At 70.9% G+C, this 17,762-nt stretch carries 19 protein-coding genes; 7 read left to right on the top strand and 12 right to left on the bottom strand.

Annotated features, from left to right (window positions below; translation table 11 throughout):
• Positions 1–73: 73 nt before the first annotated feature.
• The 5 genes from J7E94_RS12280 to J7E94_RS12260 all read right to left on the bottom strand — a co-directional run bounded on the left by J7E94_RS12280 (position 74) and on the right by J7E94_RS12260 (position 4,704).
• Entirely contained in the window at positions 74–334 is a 261-nt protein-coding gene (locus J7E94_RS12280) for a hypothetical protein (protein WP_251056550.1), read from the bottom strand.
• Between the two features lie 205 nt (positions 335–539).
• Complete coding sequence (locus J7E94_RS12275; RefSeq protein ID WP_215014921.1) at positions 540–1,013, bottom strand: ATP-binding protein; 474 nt, start codon at positions 1,011–1,013, stop codon at positions 540–542.
• Between the two features lie 336 nt (positions 1,014–1,349).
• Positions 1,350–2,273: an acyl-CoA dehydrogenase family protein gene (locus tag J7E94_RS12270; protein ID WP_215014919.1), complete on the bottom strand. Its 924-nt coding sequence runs from the start codon at positions 2,271–2,273 to the stop codon at positions 1,350–1,352.
• A gap of 5 nt (positions 2,274–2,278) precedes the next feature.
• A complete protein-coding gene (locus tag J7E94_RS12265) occupies positions 2,279–3,472 on the bottom strand; it encodes an acyl-CoA dehydrogenase (RefSeq protein WP_215014917.1) in 1,194 nt (397 codons plus the stop codon).
• Positions 3,472–4,704: an amidohydrolase family protein gene (locus tag J7E94_RS12260; RefSeq protein ID WP_215014914.1), complete on the bottom strand. Its 1,233-nt coding sequence runs from the start codon at positions 4,702–4,704 to the stop codon at positions 3,472–3,474. Before J7E94_RS12260 ends, J7E94_RS12265 begins: the two co-directional genes overlap by 1 nt.
• 155 nt (positions 4,705–4,859) lie before the next feature.
• Between J7E94_RS12260 and J7E94_RS12255 the strand changes: the two genes are divergently transcribed.
• Complete coding sequence (locus tag J7E94_RS12255) at positions 4,860–6,416, top strand: AMP-binding protein (protein ID WP_215014912.1); 1,557 nt, start codon at positions 4,860–4,862, stop codon at positions 6,414–6,416.
• Positions 6,417–6,432: 16 nt separating this feature from the next.
• On the opposite strand, the gene J7E94_RS12250 is transcribed toward J7E94_RS12255, so the two are convergent.
• The gene (locus tag J7E94_RS12250) at positions 6,433–6,978 is read right to left on the bottom strand and encodes a GNAT family N-acetyltransferase (protein WP_215014910.1); all 546 of its coding nucleotides are present in this window, start codon (positions 6,976–6,978) and stop codon (positions 6,433–6,435) included.
• Positions 6,978–8,237, bottom strand: a complete 1,260-nt coding sequence (locus J7E94_RS12245; RefSeq protein ID WP_215014908.1) for an XRE family transcriptional regulator — start codon at positions 8,235–8,237, stop codon at positions 6,978–6,980. The genes J7E94_RS12250 and J7E94_RS12245 overlap by 1 nt, the downstream gene beginning before the upstream one ends.
• A gap of 195 nt (positions 8,238–8,432) precedes the next feature.
• Between J7E94_RS12245 and J7E94_RS12240 the strand changes: the two genes are divergently transcribed.
• From J7E94_RS12240 to tgmC, 4 genes are read left to right on the top strand one after another with little or no spacing between them, the layout of a single operon-like run.
• Positions 8,433–8,651 carry a hypothetical protein gene (locus tag J7E94_RS12240; protein WP_215014906.1) on the top strand — a complete coding sequence of 73 codons (219 nt, stop codon included), beginning with the start codon at positions 8,433–8,435 and terminating at the stop codon, positions 8,649–8,651.
• A 29-nt stretch (positions 8,652–8,680) separates the two neighbouring features.
• On the top strand, positions 8,681–8,992 hold the full coding sequence (tgmA, locus tag J7E94_RS12235; protein ID WP_215014904.1) for a putative ATP-grasp-modified RiPP: 312 nt from the start codon (positions 8,681–8,683) through the stop codon (positions 8,990–8,992).
• Positions 8,989–9,939, top strand: a complete 951-nt coding sequence (gene tgmB, locus J7E94_RS12230) for an ATP-grasp ribosomal peptide maturase (protein WP_215014902.1) — start codon at positions 8,989–8,991, stop codon at positions 9,937–9,939. The genes tgmA and tgmB overlap by 4 nt, the downstream gene beginning before the upstream one ends.
• Complete coding sequence (tgmC, locus tag J7E94_RS12225; RefSeq protein WP_215014901.1) at positions 9,936–11,066, top strand: ATP-grasp peptide maturase system methyltransferase; 1,131 nt, start codon at positions 9,936–9,938, stop codon at positions 11,064–11,066. The genes tgmB and tgmC overlap by 4 nt, the downstream gene beginning before the upstream one ends.
• A gap of 540 nt (positions 11,067–11,606) precedes the next feature.
• Here tgmC and J7E94_RS12220 read toward each other — a convergent pair.
• Together J7E94_RS12220 and J7E94_RS12215 are read right to left on the bottom strand one after the other, a co-directional pair.
• Positions 11,607–12,836 carry a maleylpyruvate isomerase N-terminal domain-containing protein gene (locus tag J7E94_RS12220; RefSeq protein WP_215014899.1) on the bottom strand — a complete coding sequence of 410 codons (1,230 nt, stop codon included), beginning with the start codon at positions 12,834–12,836 and terminating at the stop codon, positions 11,607–11,609.
• Positions 12,833–13,396 (bottom strand): sigma-70 family RNA polymerase sigma factor, encoded by a 564-nt coding sequence (locus J7E94_RS12215; protein WP_215014897.1) that lies wholly within the window; start codon positions 13,394–13,396, stop codon positions 12,833–12,835. Before J7E94_RS12215 ends, J7E94_RS12220 begins: the two co-directional genes overlap by 4 nt.
• 300 nt (positions 13,397–13,696) lie before the next feature.
• On the opposite strand from J7E94_RS12215, the gene J7E94_RS12210 reads away from it, so the two are divergent.
• Entirely contained in the window at positions 13,697–14,215 is a 519-nt protein-coding gene (locus J7E94_RS12210) for an EF-hand domain-containing protein (RefSeq protein WP_215014895.1), read from the top strand.
• A gap of 300 nt (positions 14,216–14,515) precedes the next feature.
• Here the strand turns inward: J7E94_RS12210 and purU are convergent, their stop codons facing one another.
• A complete protein-coding gene (gene purU / locus J7E94_RS12205) occupies positions 14,516–15,400 on the bottom strand; it encodes a formyltetrahydrofolate deformylase (RefSeq protein WP_215014893.1) in 885 nt (294 codons plus the stop codon).
• Positions 15,401–15,414: 14 nt separating this feature from the next.
• Positions 15,415–15,861, bottom strand: coding sequence for a hypothetical protein (locus J7E94_RS12200; protein ID WP_215014945.1), 447 nt, complete (start codon positions 15,859–15,861; stop codon positions 15,415–15,417).
• A 208-nt stretch (positions 15,862–16,069) separates the two neighbouring features.
• On the opposite strand from J7E94_RS12200, the gene J7E94_RS12195 reads away from it, so the two are divergent.
• A complete protein-coding gene (locus J7E94_RS12195; RefSeq protein WP_215014891.1) occupies positions 16,070–17,344 on the top strand; it encodes an ABC transporter substrate-binding protein in 1,275 nt (424 codons plus the stop codon).
• A 19-nt stretch (positions 17,345–17,363) separates the two neighbouring features.
• Here J7E94_RS12195 and J7E94_RS12190 read toward each other — a convergent pair.
• Positions 17,364–17,762: transposase (locus tag J7E94_RS12190; RefSeq protein WP_215014889.1), on the bottom strand; the 399-nt coding region annotated here is incomplete at its 5' end.

The following is a 17,762-nucleotide window of genomic DNA, read 5'->3' as shown; positions in this document are numbered from 1 at the left end:
GCCGTGCCTGGGGGCACCTCCCAGCGGTAGCTGGGGGAGCGTCGCGACCCGGTGAACCTCTCCGGCCACAGCACTAGCGCCCCTTGCGTTCGTGGGTCGCCGCGCGGATCTCCTCCGCTGCCTCGCGGAACGCGGGGGCCGCGCGCGCGAAGTAGTCGAAGAGCAGGTCCCGCTGCTCGTCGGTGTACGCGGCGCGCACCTCCGCGATCCGCCGCCGGGCCGGGCCCACGACCGCCTCGACCCCGGCCAGCGCGTCCGGTACGGCCCCGCAGACCGCTAGCGCAGCCGGACCGGCAGCGTGCGCAGCCCCCAGTGCCGCGGGTTGTGGCGCCACCGCGGTTCGGCCGCGCGGGCGGCCTCGAGACGCCTTACGGCGGGAAGGTCCTGCGGGTGGCGGCGTAGGCGCATGCACGCCCCGAGCGCGGCACGGCAGCCGCCACCCCGCGACCCGCACTCGTCAAGGCCTGCCCTTGGCGTCCCCTCGCGTCGAATCGCTCCACACCAGGGTGATCAACATGTGACGAACCGTCAACACCTCTTTAGAGGTACACGCGCGGTTCCCGGATCGGGGCACATCCTTCCGGCGCCCGGTCCGGGCCGTCCGCCACGCGGTCCGACGCGGCTTTCTCCGCGCGGTCGATCTCGCACCAGATGCGCTTGCCCGCACCCTCGCGCTGCCAGCCCCAGCGGTCCGCCAGACCGTCCACCAGCTCCAGGCCGCGACCGCCCGTGTCGTCCCCGGCGGCCTGCCGGCGGGCCGGCCCCCGGGCGCTCGCGTCGGCGACCTCGACCCGCACCCCCGGCCCCCCGAAGAGCATCCGCAGCACGGCCGGACAGCCGGTGTGCACGACGGCGTTCGTGACCAGCTCGGAAATCAGCAGGATCAGCGTCTCGGCGAGCGGCTCGTCCTCCCCTATGCCCGACCCGGCCAACCGGGACCGTGCCCACCGGCGCGCCCGGCCGACCTCGGCGGGGTCCGGTCCTACCTCCAGCTGCACCTGAAGCACATGCACCGCTCACACCATCCGAACCGGCGGACACTTCGCCTCGCGACAGGACGGGATCGCCCACTGTGATCCCCTTGTGGAGCAGCATGGTTGACACACAGTCACCACAACAAGCGCTTCGGGCATATTCCCGCGCGAAGGAGTAGGCGTGGTGCATACTGTGCGGCGCCTGCGCCGCTCAACCGCTCGCATTCGTGGGAGCGTACCGGAGCAGGCCCCCGACTCCGGTCCCTAAGGAGGCGAGTGAAGGACACAAACCGATATCAACTCTCTGTAATCAGACATGCGTCCCGCGCCGTCCCTCCCGTGCCCGCCGAGCGTCACACCGGGCCTCACACCGGGCTACGCACAAGAGGCGAGCAGCTCCGCCGCCAGCAGTTCCTCCGCCTCCGCCGCGGTCCGCCACTGCTCGGCCCGCACCCACGCCCGCTTCAGGTGCAGGTGCACGTCCGCCTCCCACGTGAAGCCCATCCCGCCGTGCACCTGGAGGCAGTCCCGGGCGTTGCGGACGGCGGCCCCGTCCGCCAGCAGCTTGGCCGTGGCGATCTCCCCGGCCTCCGCCGTCACCGCCGCCGCGTAGACCGCCGTACGGGCCACCTCCGCCCGCACCAGCATCTCGGCGCACAGGTGCTTGACCGCCTGGAACGCCCCGATCGGCTGCCCGAACTGCTCGCGCTCCTTCCCGTACCGCACCGCCAGCTCCACCGTCCGCAGCGCGCTGCCGAGCTGGAGCGCGGCCGTCAGCAGCGCCCCCGCCGAGCGGTACGCCGAGCAGTCCCCGTACGCGTCCACCCGGTGCAGCGGGGTCAGCGGGTCCGCCGAGCGCACCGGCTCGCCCGCCGGGACGGCAGCCGCGCCGAGTACCGCGTCCGCCTCGGCCAGGTACGTCACCAGGCCGCCCCCGCCCCGGCCCCCGCCCTCGCCCCCGCCCAGGTCGAAGGCGGTCACCACCGCCGTCCCCGCCGCCGCCCCCGGCACCACCCCGGCGGCCAGGTGCGTGGCCACCAGGGGCCCCGGCAGCAGGACCCGCCCCGCCTCCTCGAAGACGAGGACCGCCTCCGGCAGCCCGAGGCCGACCCCGCCCTCCGCCTCCGGCAGGCGCAGCGCGAAGAACCCCGCCTCCCCCAGCTCCCGCCACAGCGCGCGGTCCACCGCCGCGCCGGTGTCCACCGACGCGCGCAGCGCCTCGCGCCCGTACCGCCCCGCCAGGAGGTCCCGTACGCCCGCCCGCAGGTCCTTCTGGTCCTCGGTCGGCTGGAAGTCCACCGCCCTCACCGGCCCTTCGGAAGGCCGAGGATCCGCTCGGCGACGATGTTGCGCTGGATCTGCGAGGTGCCCGCCGCGATGGTGTACGAGAGCGAGGACAGCCGGTCCAGCACCCACTCCTCCTCCAGGGACAGCGCCGAGGCCCCCAGCACCTCCGCGGCCGTGTCGTACAGCTCCTGGCGCGCGTGCGAGTAGGCCAGCTTGAAGACGGATCCGCCGATTCCGGGGACCCCGCCGGTCCTCCCCCGAGTTCTCGACTCCGCTCGAACAGGGGGGACCCCCATCGACTCGCTGACGTTCCACTGCGTGAGCCGCCACAGCGCGCCGAACTCCCCGTACAGCCGCCCCAGCCTGCGCCGCAGCACCGGGTCGTCCCAGCGCCCGTTCGCCTGCGCCGTACGGGCCAGCTCGCCGAGGGTCCGGCGGCAGGCGACGACCTCGCCGACGAAGGCGGTGCCCCGCTCGAAGGACAGCGTCACCATGGTGACCCGCCAGCCGTCGTTCTCGGCCCCGACCCGGTGCGCGACCGGGACCCGTACCTCGTCGAGGAACATCTCCGCGAACTCCGTCGATCCCGCGAGCGTGCGCAGCGGCCGTACGGTCACCCCCGGCGCGTCCATCGGCATGGCCAGCCAGGAGATCCCCCGGTGTTTGGGAGCCTGCGGATCCGTCCGGACCAGCAGTTCGCACCAGTCGGCGACCTCCGCGTGCGAGGTCCAGATCTTCGACCCGGTGATCACGTACTCGTCGCCGTCGCGGACCGCCCGCGTCCGCAGGGAGGCCAGGTCGGAGCCCGCGTCCGGCTCGCTGAACCCCTGGCACCACACCTCGTCGCCGCGCAGTACGGGCGGCAGCCAGCGCGCCCGCTGCTCGGCCGTGCCCTCGGCGGCGATGGTCGGGCCGGCGTGCAGCAGCCCGACGAAGTTCGCGCCGACGTACGGGGCTCCCGCGCGCTCCGTCTCCTCCAGGAAGATCAGGTGCTGGGTCGGGGTGGCCCCGCGCCCGCCCGCGTCCACCGGCCAGTGCAGGCCCGCGTACCCGGCCTCGTACAGCCTGCGCTGCCAGCCGAGGTCGTAGGCGCGGCGCCCCGGCCAGTCGTCCGGGGACGGCTTGGCGGGCAGCTCGGGCAGCACCTTGCCGAGCCACTCGCGCAGCCGCGCCCGGAACTCCCGCTCCTCCTCCGTGTAGGTCAGGTCCATCAGCGGCTCTGGTCCAGGTGCAGGTCCAGGTCCAGGTCGAGGTCGAGGTCGAGGCCGAGCATCCGGATGGCGTTGCCCCGCATGAGCTTGTAGACGGTCTCCTCGTCCAGGCCCTTCACGTGGTCGAGGGCGACCTCCTTGGTGTGCGGAAAGGTCGAGTCCACGTGCGGGTAGTCGGTCTCGAAGGTCGCGTTGTCGCGCCCGACGACGTCCAGCGAGGCGATCCCGTGCTTGTCGCGGAAGAAGCAGCAGAACATCTGCCGGTAGTAGTACGTGGACGGCGGCTCGGGAATCAGGTCGCGGACCCCGCCCCAGGCGCGGTGCTCCTGCCAGACGTCGTCGGCGCGCTCCAGGGCGTACGGGATCCAGCCCATCTGGCCCTCGCTGTACGCCAGCTTCAGCGTCGGGAACTTCACCAGCACCCCGCTGAAGAGGAAGTCCATCATCGAGGCCATCGCGTTGTTGAAGCTGAGCGCGGCCTGCACGGCGGGCGGCGCGTCGGGGGACGCGGCCGGCATCTGGGAGCTGGACCCGATGTGCATGTTGACCACCGTGCCGGTCTCCTGGCAGACGGCGAAGAAGGGGTCCCAGTACCCGGAGTGGATGGACGGCAGCCCGAGGTAGGTCGGGATCTCGGAGAAGGTCACGGCCCGCACCCCCCGGGCGGCGTTGCGCCGGATCTCCGCGACCGCCAGCTCGATGTCCCACAGCGGGATGATGCACAGCGGGATCAGCCGGCCGCCGCTGTCGCCGCACCACTCCTCGACCATCCAGTCGTTGTAGGCGCGCACGCAGGCGAGGGCCACTTCCTTGTCGTGGGCCTCGGCGAAGGTCTGCCCGCAGAAGCGAGGGAAGGTCGGGAAGCACAGGGAGGCCTCGACATGGTTGAGGTCCATGTCGGCGAGGCGCGCCTTGGGGTCCCAGCAGCCGCGCCGCATCTCGTCCCGGGTGATGCCCTCCAGGGTCATGTCGTCGCGGTCGAAGCCGACGGCGGCGATGTTGCGCTTGTACGGGAACTTCAGGTCCTCGTAGATCCACCAGTCGGTCGGCGGGCCGTCGGGGTCCATGGAGATGACGTACTTGCCGCCCGTGTACTGGAGCTCGCCGATGCCGGCGGTCAGCGCCTTGGGGCCGCGGTCGCGGTACTTGGCCGGCAGCCACACGTCGAAGAGGTGGGCGGGCTCGATCACGTGGTCGTCGACGCTGATGATCCGGGGCAGTTCCAGTCCCATGGCGGTCTCCCAATCTGATGGATCGTCAGAAACAAGAAACAAGCTAGCCCCGCCACCCCTGGACCGACAAGCGTCGGCGCCCTACGCTCTGCGCGTGATCTGACTATCCGTCAGCTAGTGCCGGTACGCCACGCTCGGCCAAGGGGAGGTCTGGGATGACGACGGACACCGCGACCGCGACAGAACTGAGCCGGTCCGCGACCCTGTGGGAGCTGATCGCCCGCCGGGCCGCGCTCACCCCGGACACCACGGTCCTGATCGAGGCGGCCGAGGACCCGGCGCAGGACCGCCGGCTGACCTTCGGCGAGCTCCGCGACCGCTCCGAGCGCGTCGCGGCCGGCCTCCACGACATGGGCGTACGCCCCGGCACGGTCGTCGCCTGGCAGCTCCCCACCCGCATCGAGACCGTGCTGCTCTCGGTCGCGCTCGCCCGGATCGGAGCCGTCCAGTCCCCCGTCATCCCCTTCTACCGGGACCGGGAGGTCGGCTTCGCCCTGCGGGAGTCCAAGGCCGAGTACTTCGCCGTCCCCGGGGTGTGGCGCGGCTTCGACCACCCGGCGATGGCGCGGCGGCTCGGGGGGCGCGGGGTCTTCGAGGCGTACTCCTGTCTCCCGGACGGCGACCCCGCCGTACTGCCCGCGCCGCCCGCCTCCGGCACGGACGTCCGGTGGATCTACTGGACCTCCGGCACCACCTCCGACCCCAAGGGCGTCCTGCACACCGACCGCTCCCTGATCGCGGGCGGCTCCTGCCTCGCGCACGCCCTGCACCTGACCCCGGCCGACGTCGGCTCGATGGCCTTCCCCTTCGCGCACATAGCCGGGCCCGACTACACCGTGATGCTGCTGCTGTACGGCTTCCCGGCGGTGCTCTTCGAGAAGTTCGCGATGCCGGACGCGCTGGACGGCTACCGCCGCCACGGGGTCACGGTGGCCGGCGGCTCCACGGCCTTCTACTCCATGTTCCTCACGGAGCAGCGCAAGGCCCCCGGCACGCCGCTGATCCCCACCCTCCGCCTGCTCGCGGGCGGCGGCGCCCCGAAGCCGCCGGAGATCTACCACGCGGTGGTCCGCGAGCTGGGCTGCCAGTTGACGCACGGCTACGGCATGACCGAGGTCCCGATGATCACCATGGGCGCCCCGGACGACACGGCGGACCACCTGGCCACCACCGAGGGCCGCCCGCCGGCCGGCATGTCGATCCGCATCACGACCCCGGCCGGCACCCCGCTGCCCCCGGAGACGGACGGGGAGGTCCGGCTCAGGGGTGAGGCCGTCTGCCAGGGCTACGTGAACCGGGCCCAGTCGGCGGAGGCGTTCGACGCCGACGGCTACCTGATCACGGGCGACCTCGGCCACCTCACGAAGGACGGCTACCTGGTCCTCACCGGCCGCAGCAAGGACGTCATCATCCGCAAGGGCGAGAACATCTCGGCGAAGGAGATCGAGGACCTCCTCCACCAGCTGCCGGGCGTCGCGGACGTGGCGGTGATCGGCCTGCCGGACCCCGACCGCGGGGAGCGGGTGTGCGCGGTGGTCGAACAGCCCGCGGGCGCCGCCCCCTTGACCCTCCCCCAGCTGACGGCGTACCTCCGGGCCGAGGGCCTGGCCACCCACAAACTCCCGGAGCAGCTGGAACTCCTGGAGTCCCTCCCCCGCAACGACGCCCTCCGCAAGGTCCTGAAGTACAAACTCCGCGAGCGCTTCGCGTGACGGGGTGTATGCGGCCTCACACGTGTGTGGAACGCCCCATGCACACCAGCCATGGAGACTCCGGGGAGGGCTGCACCGTACCTATCTCGCTGTACCCCCAGCCCTCGTAGAGCCTCATGACCTTCCCGCCTCCGGCAGCGGGATTCACCATGAGCGTCGCGTACGGCTCGCTCCGTCCGTCGAGCAGTGCATCGTGCATGCGGCAAGCGAGCCCGACGCCCCGGTGCCCGGGGGCCACTCCGATCTCCTTCACCGCGACGGTGTGGCGGGCAGTGAACCGCGGGGTGACGGGGACGGTCATCCGCCTCCACCAGCGGTCCCCGGGTCCGACGGTGTTCGCATAGGCGTACCCGACCGCCACACCGTCCGGCGTGTAGGCCATGGCCACGCCCCACCCCTGCTCGGCAGCGTGACGGTCCAGCCGCTCGAGGAACACCTCCACCCGGTAGTTCGGGTGGTCGAGCACATCGGCGCGTACCAGCGCGTAGACACCGGCGATCGTTCGCCGCAGCTCAGGTGTCAACGTGCTGTACCGGCGTATCCAGGACTCCGGCAGAACCATCAAGTGCTCGCCTTCACTCGGGCCATGTGGGACTGCCACGCCTCCGCGTGGCTGCTCCTCGGGGCAATCCGGTTCAGCCTGCTGCCGAACGTCGCCAGCATCGCGGACACCCTGGGGTGACCGGCAGCCGCATCGACCGCAACACCCATCGCGGTCGTCACAGCCGCTGCCAGCTCCCTTTGTTCGAGCTGCGCCCGGGCCACGCGTACGGTGGTGATCGCTTTCGACCGAACCATGTGCGGCCGCAGTCCGGCAAGGCATCGGTGTCCGTGCGCTTCCGCCGTCGCCCAGTCACCGAGCGAGGAATAGGCGGACAGGGCGAGCGAATCGATCTCGGCCGCGTCGTAGAACGCGGTCAGCCACACCGGCCTGGCCTCTCCCGGATCGGCCCGGTGCATCGCCTCCTGAGCCTGACCGAACGACCGCCGCGCCGCCGACCGATCCCCTGCCGCCGCGTGGATGGCCGCGTGCCTGGCCAGCCCGAGCGAAGCGAACATCGGGTCGCGCCGTACAACGGCCAGTCCACGCGCCACATCGTTCGCGGCCGCCGCTTCCGCCGGGCGCCCCATGTGCCGGTACATCGTTCCCGCATGCGACCAGATCCGGAACTTGATCCCCGGATCACCCGACAGCTCGGCGAGCGACTGCGCTTCTCGCATGTGGTTGCCCGCATCACCGAACCGACGGCCGTCGATCGCCGCCCACATGGCCGATGACCGGAAACCCGCGGCCGATGCGTACAGACTGGCCCGGACTCGCTGCGATGCCGCCCCCGCTCTCTGGAGCGCCAAGGCCTCATCGGCGAGTGCCGCTGCCTGCCGCTCGATGCCGAGCTGCCCGCCATGCCGGTGATCGGACGCGATGACGTCGGCGAACCGCTGCTGAATGAGCGCGACATCAGCCATCCCCACCCGCCGGGGCGCTGCCGGCGCGACCGCCCCGGCGAGCACAGCGGCCGAGGCTGCGGTGATGAAGTTGCGGCGGTCCACGGGCGACTCCTGGTCCTTGTTTCTGGTACGGCGCAAGAAGCCCAGCGTCAGAGCGGTGCGCCCGCTGATCAGTTCCAGCGCCGCACGCTGCGCCGACTTCGGCCAGCGCACACGACCCGACCGCCACGCACGGATGCTCGAGTCGTCCAGGCCGCCAGGCTTTCCGGTCAGCTCACCCACCGCACGATTGACCCGCTCGGCGAGTTCTCGCGAGCTGTACCCCTGCTCCTTCATCCATGTCGCTAATGCGTAGTTCGGCACTGCGTCCATACAGGCTCACGTTAGCCCTGCGGCCCGCCTCCCGTCAGGTCAAGGAGAGACCAAATCGCCCTAGGTCAGCCACCGTTGAACCCATTGGATCGCCCTACCGGCAACATGCCACCCAAGGCTTCACTGAATTCGGCACTTCGCCAGGGCGCGTCACATGACGCGCTCCCCATCCCGGTCGGCAGGAGGCCAGACGCGATGAGGATTGATCCGTACGCGAGGACGACCCGCCGCAGGGCATGGGTCGGTGACCTGGTCAAGGACGAGGACGGCCGGGAGGCGATCGTCACCGACGTCGCAGCAGACACCGTGTGGATCCTCCGCTCCGTCGACACCTTCCTCGGCGACCAGTGGATCACCACTGACCCGGACAGCCTCCTCGTCCTCAGGTCACGGGCACAGCGCGTCACCCCCTGACGCCCCCAGCCAACGATCAAGGAGTAGACATGTTCCACCACGCCGACCGTGTACCCACCGGCAGCTCCCTGCCTATGGGCCATGCGACACCCGTCCCATGGGGTGTCCAGCGCATGGCCCCGTACCCGGCCGTGGCGCCCGCCTACGGCCACGCCGAGATCGACGCGGACACGCAAACCGCGCGCTACTTCGGGACCGACGGCCAGCCGATGATGATGCCCGGCCACGGCACCAGCACGGGGACCAACCCGGCCACCAACACGGGCAACCCGTCCGATGGCAGCAGCGGAGGCGGTTCCGGTGGCGGGGACCAGGACACCGGGAACGACAGCGACCAGTGAACCGTTCCGACCCGGTGCTGGTCGTCACCATGAAGGACGATCCCACGGCCGACCTGGTGATCCGCGAGCTGCACGACCGGGGCACCCGAGTCGTGCGGCTCGACTCCGGGGACTTCCCCTCCACCTTGTCGTTCGCGGCCTACCTCACGCCTGACGGCATCGAAGGCTCGCTGACCACCCCGACACGGACGGCAAATCTGGCTCGAGTCCGTTCGCTCTTCTACCGGCGGCCGTCCGGATTCGCCTTCCCGCACCTGCTCGAACAGGACGCGCGGTTCGCACTCACCCAAGCGCGGTACGGCCTCGGCGGCGTCATCGCCTCGTTGCCCGGCTGCCTGTACGTCAACCATCCCCACCGCATCGGTGACTCCGAGTTCAAGCCCTCCGGTCTGGCAGCCGCCACCACGGCCGGGTTCCGCGTCCCCGCAACGCTCATCACCTCCGACCCCAGCGCCGCCCGCAGCTTCATCAAGGAACACGGCCCTGTGCTCTACAAACCGCTGTCAACGCCGCTCTACCGCATCAACGGCGTCTCATGCACTGTCGAAGTGAGGGACGTGACGGCGGAAGAAATCGACGACCGCGTCTCCGGAACGGCGCACCTCTTCCAACACCGGATCGACAAGGCCTCCGACGTCCGGGTCACCGTCATCGGTGACCGGGTGTTCGCGGTCCGCATCGACTCCGACCTGCTCGACTGGCGGACCGACTACGACCGGCTGACCTACAGCGTCGTACAACCCCCACGCCATATCACCGCAGCACTCTTCCGCTACCTGTCGCTGTTCGGGTTGGTCTTCGGTGCTTTCGACTTCGCCATCGACCAGGCCGGGACATGGTGGTTCCTCGAATGCAACCCGTCCGGGCAGTGGGCGTGGCTGGAACACGAGACCGGCCTCCCCATGGTCGCAGCCATGGCCGACCTCCTGGAAAGGAACAGCACATGAACGACCACGCCCAGGAACTACGAGGGCAACTCACGAAAACACTCGCCGAAGCAGGCCACCTGCGCACGGCCCCATGGCGGCGCGCGGTCACGACCGTGCCACGCCACGAGTTCTTGACCGGCGGATTCTTCGAACGGGTCGACGTCCCCGGCCACCCGACGGCATGGACGCCGGTCATGCCGGGAAGCACATCATGGCTGGCGGCCTGCTACACCGACGAGTCCCTCGTCACGCAGATCGCAGGCACGATCGTGCCCGGTGACCTGCGCGGGGAGATCACGCGCCTGCCGACATCATCGAGCACCATGCCCTCCCTCGTCGTGCGGATGCTCGAAGACCTCCAGGTCGAGGACGGCCACCGCCTCCTCCTCGTCGGTACCGGCACCGGCTACTCCAGCGGCCTCGCGTGTCACCGACTCGGCAGCGACCACGTCACCACCGTGGAGATCGATCCGGATGTCGCCGCCCGGGCCCGCAACGCCCTCGGCCAGTGCGGCTACACACCCACCGTAGTGGTCGGCGACGGCCTCTCAGGGTGGAAGGGCGGCAGCCCGTATGACCGGATCGTTGCCTACTGCGGAACGGTCACCGTCCCGTACGCCTGGGTGGAGCAGACCACACCCGGCGGAATCATTCTCACCACCGTGGGCGGTTGGATGTACTCCTCCGAACTGGCCCGCCTCACGGTCGCCGAGGACGGCACGGCTACCGGCCGATTCCTCGACGGCCGTAATTCCTTCATGCTCGCCCGCCCCCAGACACCCCCTCCCCTCGACCTCCTCCCAAGCCTGGATGCTTCCGACGAACACCCCACGGAATTCAGTGCCCACCTCCTCGAAGACTGGGACACACGATTCGTCGCCCAGCTCGCCGCCCCACGCACACAACGCATCACCCTGGACCGCGACGGACACACGGAACATGTGCTCCTCGACATCGAAGCCGGAGCCTGGGCAGTACTGCGGCAAGACGGAGACCGCTGGCTCGTACGGCAAGGCGGCCCGGACAACCTCTGGGACCGGATCACCGACCACATCGCCCACTGGCAGCGCGACGGCTCACCCAGCCTGGACCACTTCGCCATCACCGTCACACCAGAAGCCCAGACCGTCACATGGCGTTCTTGACGGAGAGCAACCCACGCCTGTCGTCGGACGCCGAGAGATGAGGAGCGCGTAGCGATCTGACGCGCACCCACTCCCGACGGGCTTGTGGCCATTGTCTGGTGCGGGCGGCGCGTTAACCCAACCCGGAATGGCCTGCCGATGGACCCGGGCGCAGGCCCGCCCCTCGGAACCGGGCAGTGCATCTCTGGTGCCCTCGGCCCGGAACAAGAAGGCAAGGTGACCAATTCTTTTGGGGGCTTCCCGATCCCCGGAGCCACCGGCCCCTGTCTCGCTGCCACCCGGCCGGCTGCCGCCCGTGGGCCCCGCCTCTCCTACCACTCCCGTCCGCCGGCTCCCGATCGCCGAAGCACCCGCCTGACAGGCCCCCAGGTCGGCACCGCTGCCGAGGGGGGCGGGTGGGCAACCACCGCCCCAGAGCGGTGGTGAGAGGGGGGCAAAAGACCCCGCCCAAGCGCAGCGGCGAAGCCCGTCCCCGCCCGAGGGCGGTGGCGAAGCCGTCCCCACCCCGCCCCCCTCCCGCAGAGTCGGGCCCTCCAACAACTACATCCGGCTCAGGGAGGCCGCCGCGAACAAGACGTCCCGGATCGCCTCGCGGTCACCGTGCTGGCCCGCCGCCGCCTCCTCCGGGGCGATGTGCCCGGCCGCCAGCTGGCAGAACTCGATGCCGTCCAGGGCGATCTCCGCCACCGTCCGCTCCTGGGACGGCTTCGCCGCCGGCGAGTCCAGTGCGATGTCCCAGCCGCCCCCACCCGCGCCCTCGATCTCCAGGTGCAGCGTCCGTCCCGGCGCACCCGCCGCGACCAGGCCCTGCGCCGGCGCGGCCAGCCCCGACCGCCGCCGCGCGGCCAGCGCCCCCGGCAGGAGGCGCGCCGCCAAGTCGATCATGCCGTGCAGGTGCGGCCCTGACGGCGGCTCGTACGGGTAGTCCACCGCCTCCGCGATGTCCCACGCGTGCACCCAGCACTCGAAGGCCCGCTCCAGGAACGCGTCCCCGAGCTGCAGCGCGAAGCCCCCGTAGTCCACGGACAGCTCCGCCACACCCCGCCCCGCGAAGGAGACCGTACGCACCAGCGTGTGCCCCTGGTCCCGCCACGGCTCGCGGACCCGCCGCGTCGCCGGGTAGGCCGAGGTGTTCCAGAAGTGCTCCGTGCGCGCGGCCGGGCCGCCCGTCGGCGCGTCCGGCCCCAGCGGGTCGTCCAGCCCGAGCGCGCCGGCGATCAGCCCGTCCACCGTCATCAGGTGCCCGATCACCCCTGCCACGGTCGTCCGGTGCGTCCTGCGCCGCTCCTCCTCGAACCACTTCAGCCGCACCGGGGTGTGCCATTCCGAGTCCCCGAAGTCCTGGAGCAGGGCGTCGAGCCGCGCGGTCTCGGTGTCGTACGGGCTCGCCCACACCGGCACCGGAATGCGGGCCGGCCGCTTGCCCAGGCAGTCCTCCAGCACCCGCGAGCGCAGCAGCGGCTTGAGGTCGAGGGTCTCCTCCGGGTGCAGCAGCCCCACCGCGTCGCGCAGCCGCAGCGCCTCCTCCGCACAGGGCGCGCACTCGGTGAGGTGGTCCTCCACCGCCTTCGTCTCCTCGGCGGAGCAGGCGGCCAACGCCCACGCGCCGAGCAGGGACTTCAGTACGGCGTGCGAGGGCGGCGGCAGCGGCAACGGCGCGGGGGCGTACCGCGGATCGAGGTCGTCGGCGGCCCCGCGCGGACCCGGTATCCGCATCGGACCGCCGGGCAGCTCGTATCCGTCGTCGTGCGACTCGGCGGGGCCGTTCATCGGGTACTTCCGTATCCGGGCTGGGCGGTGTCCTCCTGCGGGAGGGCGTTGGCGGTCGACAGCAGCTGGAGGCCGAGCCGCAGCCGGCGCCGCGCCTCGTCCTCGCTGATCTGGAGGTCCGCGGCGGCCTGCCGGTAGTCGCGCCGCTTGAAGTACGCGAGTTCCAGCGCGGCGCGCAGCGGCGCGGGCATGGAGGTCACGATGTAGTCCGCGCGGGCGGCGGCGTTGGCGCTGCGCACCTTCTGCTCCAGCTCCTCGCGCGAGCCGCGGCCCAGTTCGGCCTGGCGCAGCCGGGCCACCGCCTGGCCCTGGGTGATCCGGGCGACCCAGGAACGCATGGAGCCCTGCTTGGGGTCATAGGCGTCCGGGTTCTCCCAGATGTAGCCGAAGACCTCGCGGGTGATCCGGTCCGCGGCCTTCTCGTCGCCCAGCACCCGGTGCGCCAGGCTGTGCACGAGCGAGGCGAAGCGGTCGTACAGCTCCCCGAGCGCGGCGGCCTCGCCGCGTGCGAGGCGCTGCTGCATGCGGCGGTCCCAGCGCGGTGGTACGTCCTTCGGCATAGTGCCCCCAGCCGTGTGTCGACGCATCGAATGTAATCGGCAACCGGCCCGGCGCGCCCGTTTTGCGAGAACTCCGCCCTGGAAGTGAGCCCTCCGTGATAGGCGTGTGGCGCGGCGTGAACCCCGGTACGCGGGGCGGCACATGGGTACAGGCGTACGCGCCCCACCGCGCTTCCCGTGCGCTGGTTCGATGCGGCCACCTCCTTGACCACTTCGCTTAACGCGCAGGCCACGGAGGCCTTACGCTCCTGCCTTGTCTTGATCTGAACCCCACGCACACGTGAAGGCGGAACGCCGAACATGGACAGCGCAGAATACGAGCGCAAGATCGCCGCCCGATTCGCCACCTTCGACCAGGACGGGTCCGGGTATATCGACCGGGAGGACTTCAGCGCGGCCGCGAAGGCCGTGCTGGCCGAATTCGGCACCGCCGCCCGGTCGGACAGGGGCCAGGCCGTCTTCGCGGGCGCGGAGGCCTTCTGGCAGGGGATGGCCGGCATCGCCGATGTCGACGGTGACCAGCGGGTGTCCCGCGAGGAGTTCATCACCGGGGCGGCGAAGCGGCTGCGGGACAACCCGGAGCGGTTCGCGGAGATCGCCCGGCCGTTCCTGCGGGCCGTGATCGCGGTGGCGGACGAGGACGGCGCCGGCGCCACCCCGGCGGCCGCCGCCCGCGTCCTGCGCGTCCTCGGCACCGCACCCGAGCTGGCCACCCAGGTGGCCACGACCCTGGACCCCGACGGCGACGGCCGCCTCACGGAGGACGACATCCTGACGGCATTCGCGGCGTACTGCGGCGTAGAGGCCCCCGACGCCTGACGACCGGCCTGCGGTGGGGCGGGGCTTCGCAGGGCCGGCCCCGCCCCCGGCCCGGACCAAACCGCCGAGCCCGACCGGGCCCATCCAGCCCAGACCGGGCCAAATCCAGTCCAGGCCGGACCCATCCAGCCCAGACCGGGCCAAATCCAGCCTCGCCGGCGTTTGAGGCGCGGGGTACGGGGCGGAGCCCCGGATCTTTGAGCCGCGCCCGCCCAGCCACGCCATCCAGCCCCGCCGGCGCTTGAGGCGCGGGGCCCGGGGCGGCGCCCCGGCAGCCCGGCAGCCCGGCCCGCCCAGGGCCTAGGCGAACACCACCGTGCGGGAGCCGTTCAGCAGCACCCGGTGCTCGCTGTGCCACTTCACGGCCCGCGCCAGCGCCTGGCACTCCACGTCCCGCCCGATCGCCACCAGCTGGTCCGGGGTCACCTCGTGCCCCACCCGCTCGACCTCCTGCTCGATGATCGGCCCCTCGTCGAGGTCCGCCGTCACGTAGTGCGCGGTCGCACCGATCAGCTTCACACCCCGCGCGTGCGCCTGGTGATACGGCTTCGCACCCTTGAAGCTCGGCAGGAACGAGTGGTGGATGTTGATGATCCGCCCGCTCAGCTCCTTGCACAGGTTGTCCGACAGCACCTGCATGTACCGCGCGAGCACCACCAGCTCGACGTTCTCGGCGCGCACGAGCTCCAGCAGCTCCGCCTCCGCCGCCGCCTTCGTGTCCTTCGTCACCGGGATGTGCACGAACGGGACGTCGTACGAGCCCACCAGCTCCGCGAAGTCGGTGTGGTTGGACACCACGGCCGCGATCTCGACCGGCAGGGCCCCGATCCGCGAGCGGAACAGCAGGTCGTTGAGGCAGTGGCCGAACTTGGACACCATCAGGATGATCCGCATGCGCTCCTCGGAGCGGTGGATCTGCCAGTCCATCCTGAAGGAGTCGCCGATCGCGGCGAAGCTGGCGCGCAGCTTCTCCACCGTCACCGGAGGCTCGGCCTCGAAGTGCACCCGCATGAAGAAGAGCCCGGTCTCCCGGTCTCCGAACTGCTGGCTGTCCACGATGTTGCAGCCGGTCATGAAGAGGTAGCTCGACACGGCGTGCACGATGCCCTGCTTGTCGGGGCAGGACACGGTCAGGACGTACTGGGGCTGCTGCTGGGCCTGGGCCTCGGGGTGCGGTTCGCTCATGACGACACAGCTTTTCACACGGCGCGGGTGAGAATCCTCAACACCTCCAGCGACCGCGGCCGTACGTCCGGGTCGTCGCCGTCCGCCGTGGCCAGGCGTACGTGGGCCTCACGCGCCGCACGCACCGCCTCGGGCCAAGCGTGGTGCTCCAGGAAGGCGGAGACGGGGGCGTCAGGGCCGACCTGGTGGAGGATGCGCAGCACCCGCAGCACGGCCAGGTCGACCAGGGCCGCCTCCTGGGAGTCGCGGAAGATCGTGCCGACGTACTTCTCGGCCGACCAGCTGTCGAGCCAGGTGTCCTCGACGATCCGGTACACGGCGTCGGTGACGTCCCCGTACCCTTCGGCGCCGGCCAGCCAGGTGTCCTCGTGGAAGGCCGGATCGGAGAGCATGTGCAGCGCCGAGCGCACATTGCTGCGCCAGCGCCACCACGGCATGTCGTTGAGGGGCATGCCGCCCATGGTGGAGGAGCGGCCGCCGCGGCGGGAAGAGTTCTTCGAACCTTGGGCGAATGTCACGTCATCGATCGTACGTTCCCGCTCTCCGCGATCTTCAGGCGCTGGTGAACAAACGGAGGGAGAGATTCCCCCCGGCAATTCACCCCGGCGTCACGAAATGTTGTGTACACCTCACTCCTCCGTTACCCGCGGGGCGGAATGGTGCATGGACATGACCAATCGGCGACGCCCAGCACACCTCCTCCGCACCCTCCTGGCCACGACCGCGGGTGCGTGTCTGGTCGTCGGCTGCGGGGGGATCCCCGGAGCCCCGGGGGGCTCCGGGAACACCATCACCGTCATGACCTTCGCCCCCGAGGACACCAAAGCGACCAACATGCCCGGAATGCCCGGCATGGCCAAGGCGTACGAGCGCTGGGTCAACTCCAAGGGCGGCATCAACGGCCACAAGCTGCGCGTCGTGACCTGCAACGAGAAGAACACGGCCACCGGCGCCGCCGACTGCGCCCGCAAGGCCGTCACCGAGAAGGCCGTCGCCGTGGTCGGCTCCTACAGCCAGCACGGGCGCGCCTTCATGGCCCCGCTGGAGGCCGAGGGCATCCCCTTCATCGGCGGGTACGGGGTCTCCTCCGAGGAGTTCCAGTCCACCCTCTCCTACCCCGTGAACGGCGGCCAGCCCGTCCTCCTCGCCGGCGCCGGCCACCAGCTGGGCCGCGCCTGCAGCCAGGTCGCCCTGGTCCGCCCCGACACCCTCGCGGGCGACTCGCTGCCGGTCCTGCTCAACGCCGGGCTCCGGGCCAACAAGATGGCCGACGCATCCGACATCCGGGCCGCCGAGGACTCGGCCGACTTCGCGCCGCAGGCCCGCCAGGCCCTCACCAACGCCACCGCGAGCAAGGACCGGGGCTGCGTGACGGCGGTGCTCGGCGAGCGCACCGAGACGTTCTTCGACGCCTTCCGCCGGGCCGACGACAAGAACCGGAAGCCGCAGATCTCCTCCGTCCTGGGCAGTGTCAGCCAGGCGCTGGTGGACCGCACCGGCGGCCGGGAGAGCCCCTTCGAGGGCGCGTACCTGACCAGCTGGTACCCGGTGTCCACCGATCCGCTCTGGGAGCCGATGCGCAAGGTGATCACCGACTTCGCCTTCGGCGACGACTCCGTGGACCCCGACGACAGCGGGACGCAGACCACCTGGATCGCGTACACGGTGCTGAACGAGATCGTGAAGCGCTTCAAGGAGGGCGAGGACATCGCCGCCCGCAAGGTCACGCGGGCGCTGAACCAGTCCGAGGCCGTCCAGACCGCCGGCCTCACCCCGGACCTGAGCTGGCGCTACCAGGACATGCGCGCCGTCGCCGGCTTCCCCCGCATGGTCAACGGGCGGGTCACCTTCCAGATCGTCCAGTCCGGCCGCCTCGTCGCCCAGCCGGGCGAGGAGCCCGTGGACATGACAGCCACCCTGGAACAGGCCCCGCGAGCGGCCTAGGTCCTGTCTGGAGATCAGATCATGGGTGTGGTGCGATGCTGCGGAGCCAGAGCATCGCACCACACAGATGCAGGCCGGCCTCGTAGCTCTCTGGTGTCTTGTCGAAGCGGAACGCGATGCCGCGCCAGTTCCGCAGCCGGTTGATGCACCGCTCCACGGTGTTGCGCTCCTTGTATAGCTCCGCGTCGTGGGATACCGGCCGACCGCCGGCACTGCCGCGCTTCTTGCGGTTCGCGGCCTGGTCGACCTTCTCCGGGATCACCGCCCGGATCCCGCGTTGCCGCAGGTAGCGGCGGTTGCGCCGAGATGAGTACGCCTTGTCCGCGGCCACGGCGTCCGGCCGGGTCCGGGGGCGCCCAACGGGACCGCGCACCTTGACCCGCTCCAGCACCGGGGTGAACTGCGGGCTGTCGCCAGC

This window comes from Streptomyces sp. ISL-94 (assembly GCF_018614075.1).
Classification (GTDB): Bacteria; Actinomycetota; Actinomycetes; order Streptomycetales; family Streptomycetaceae; genus Streptomyces.
The sequence above is the reverse complement of the archived record's forward strand: the minus strand, read 5'-3'. Positions and strand labels throughout refer to the sequence as shown.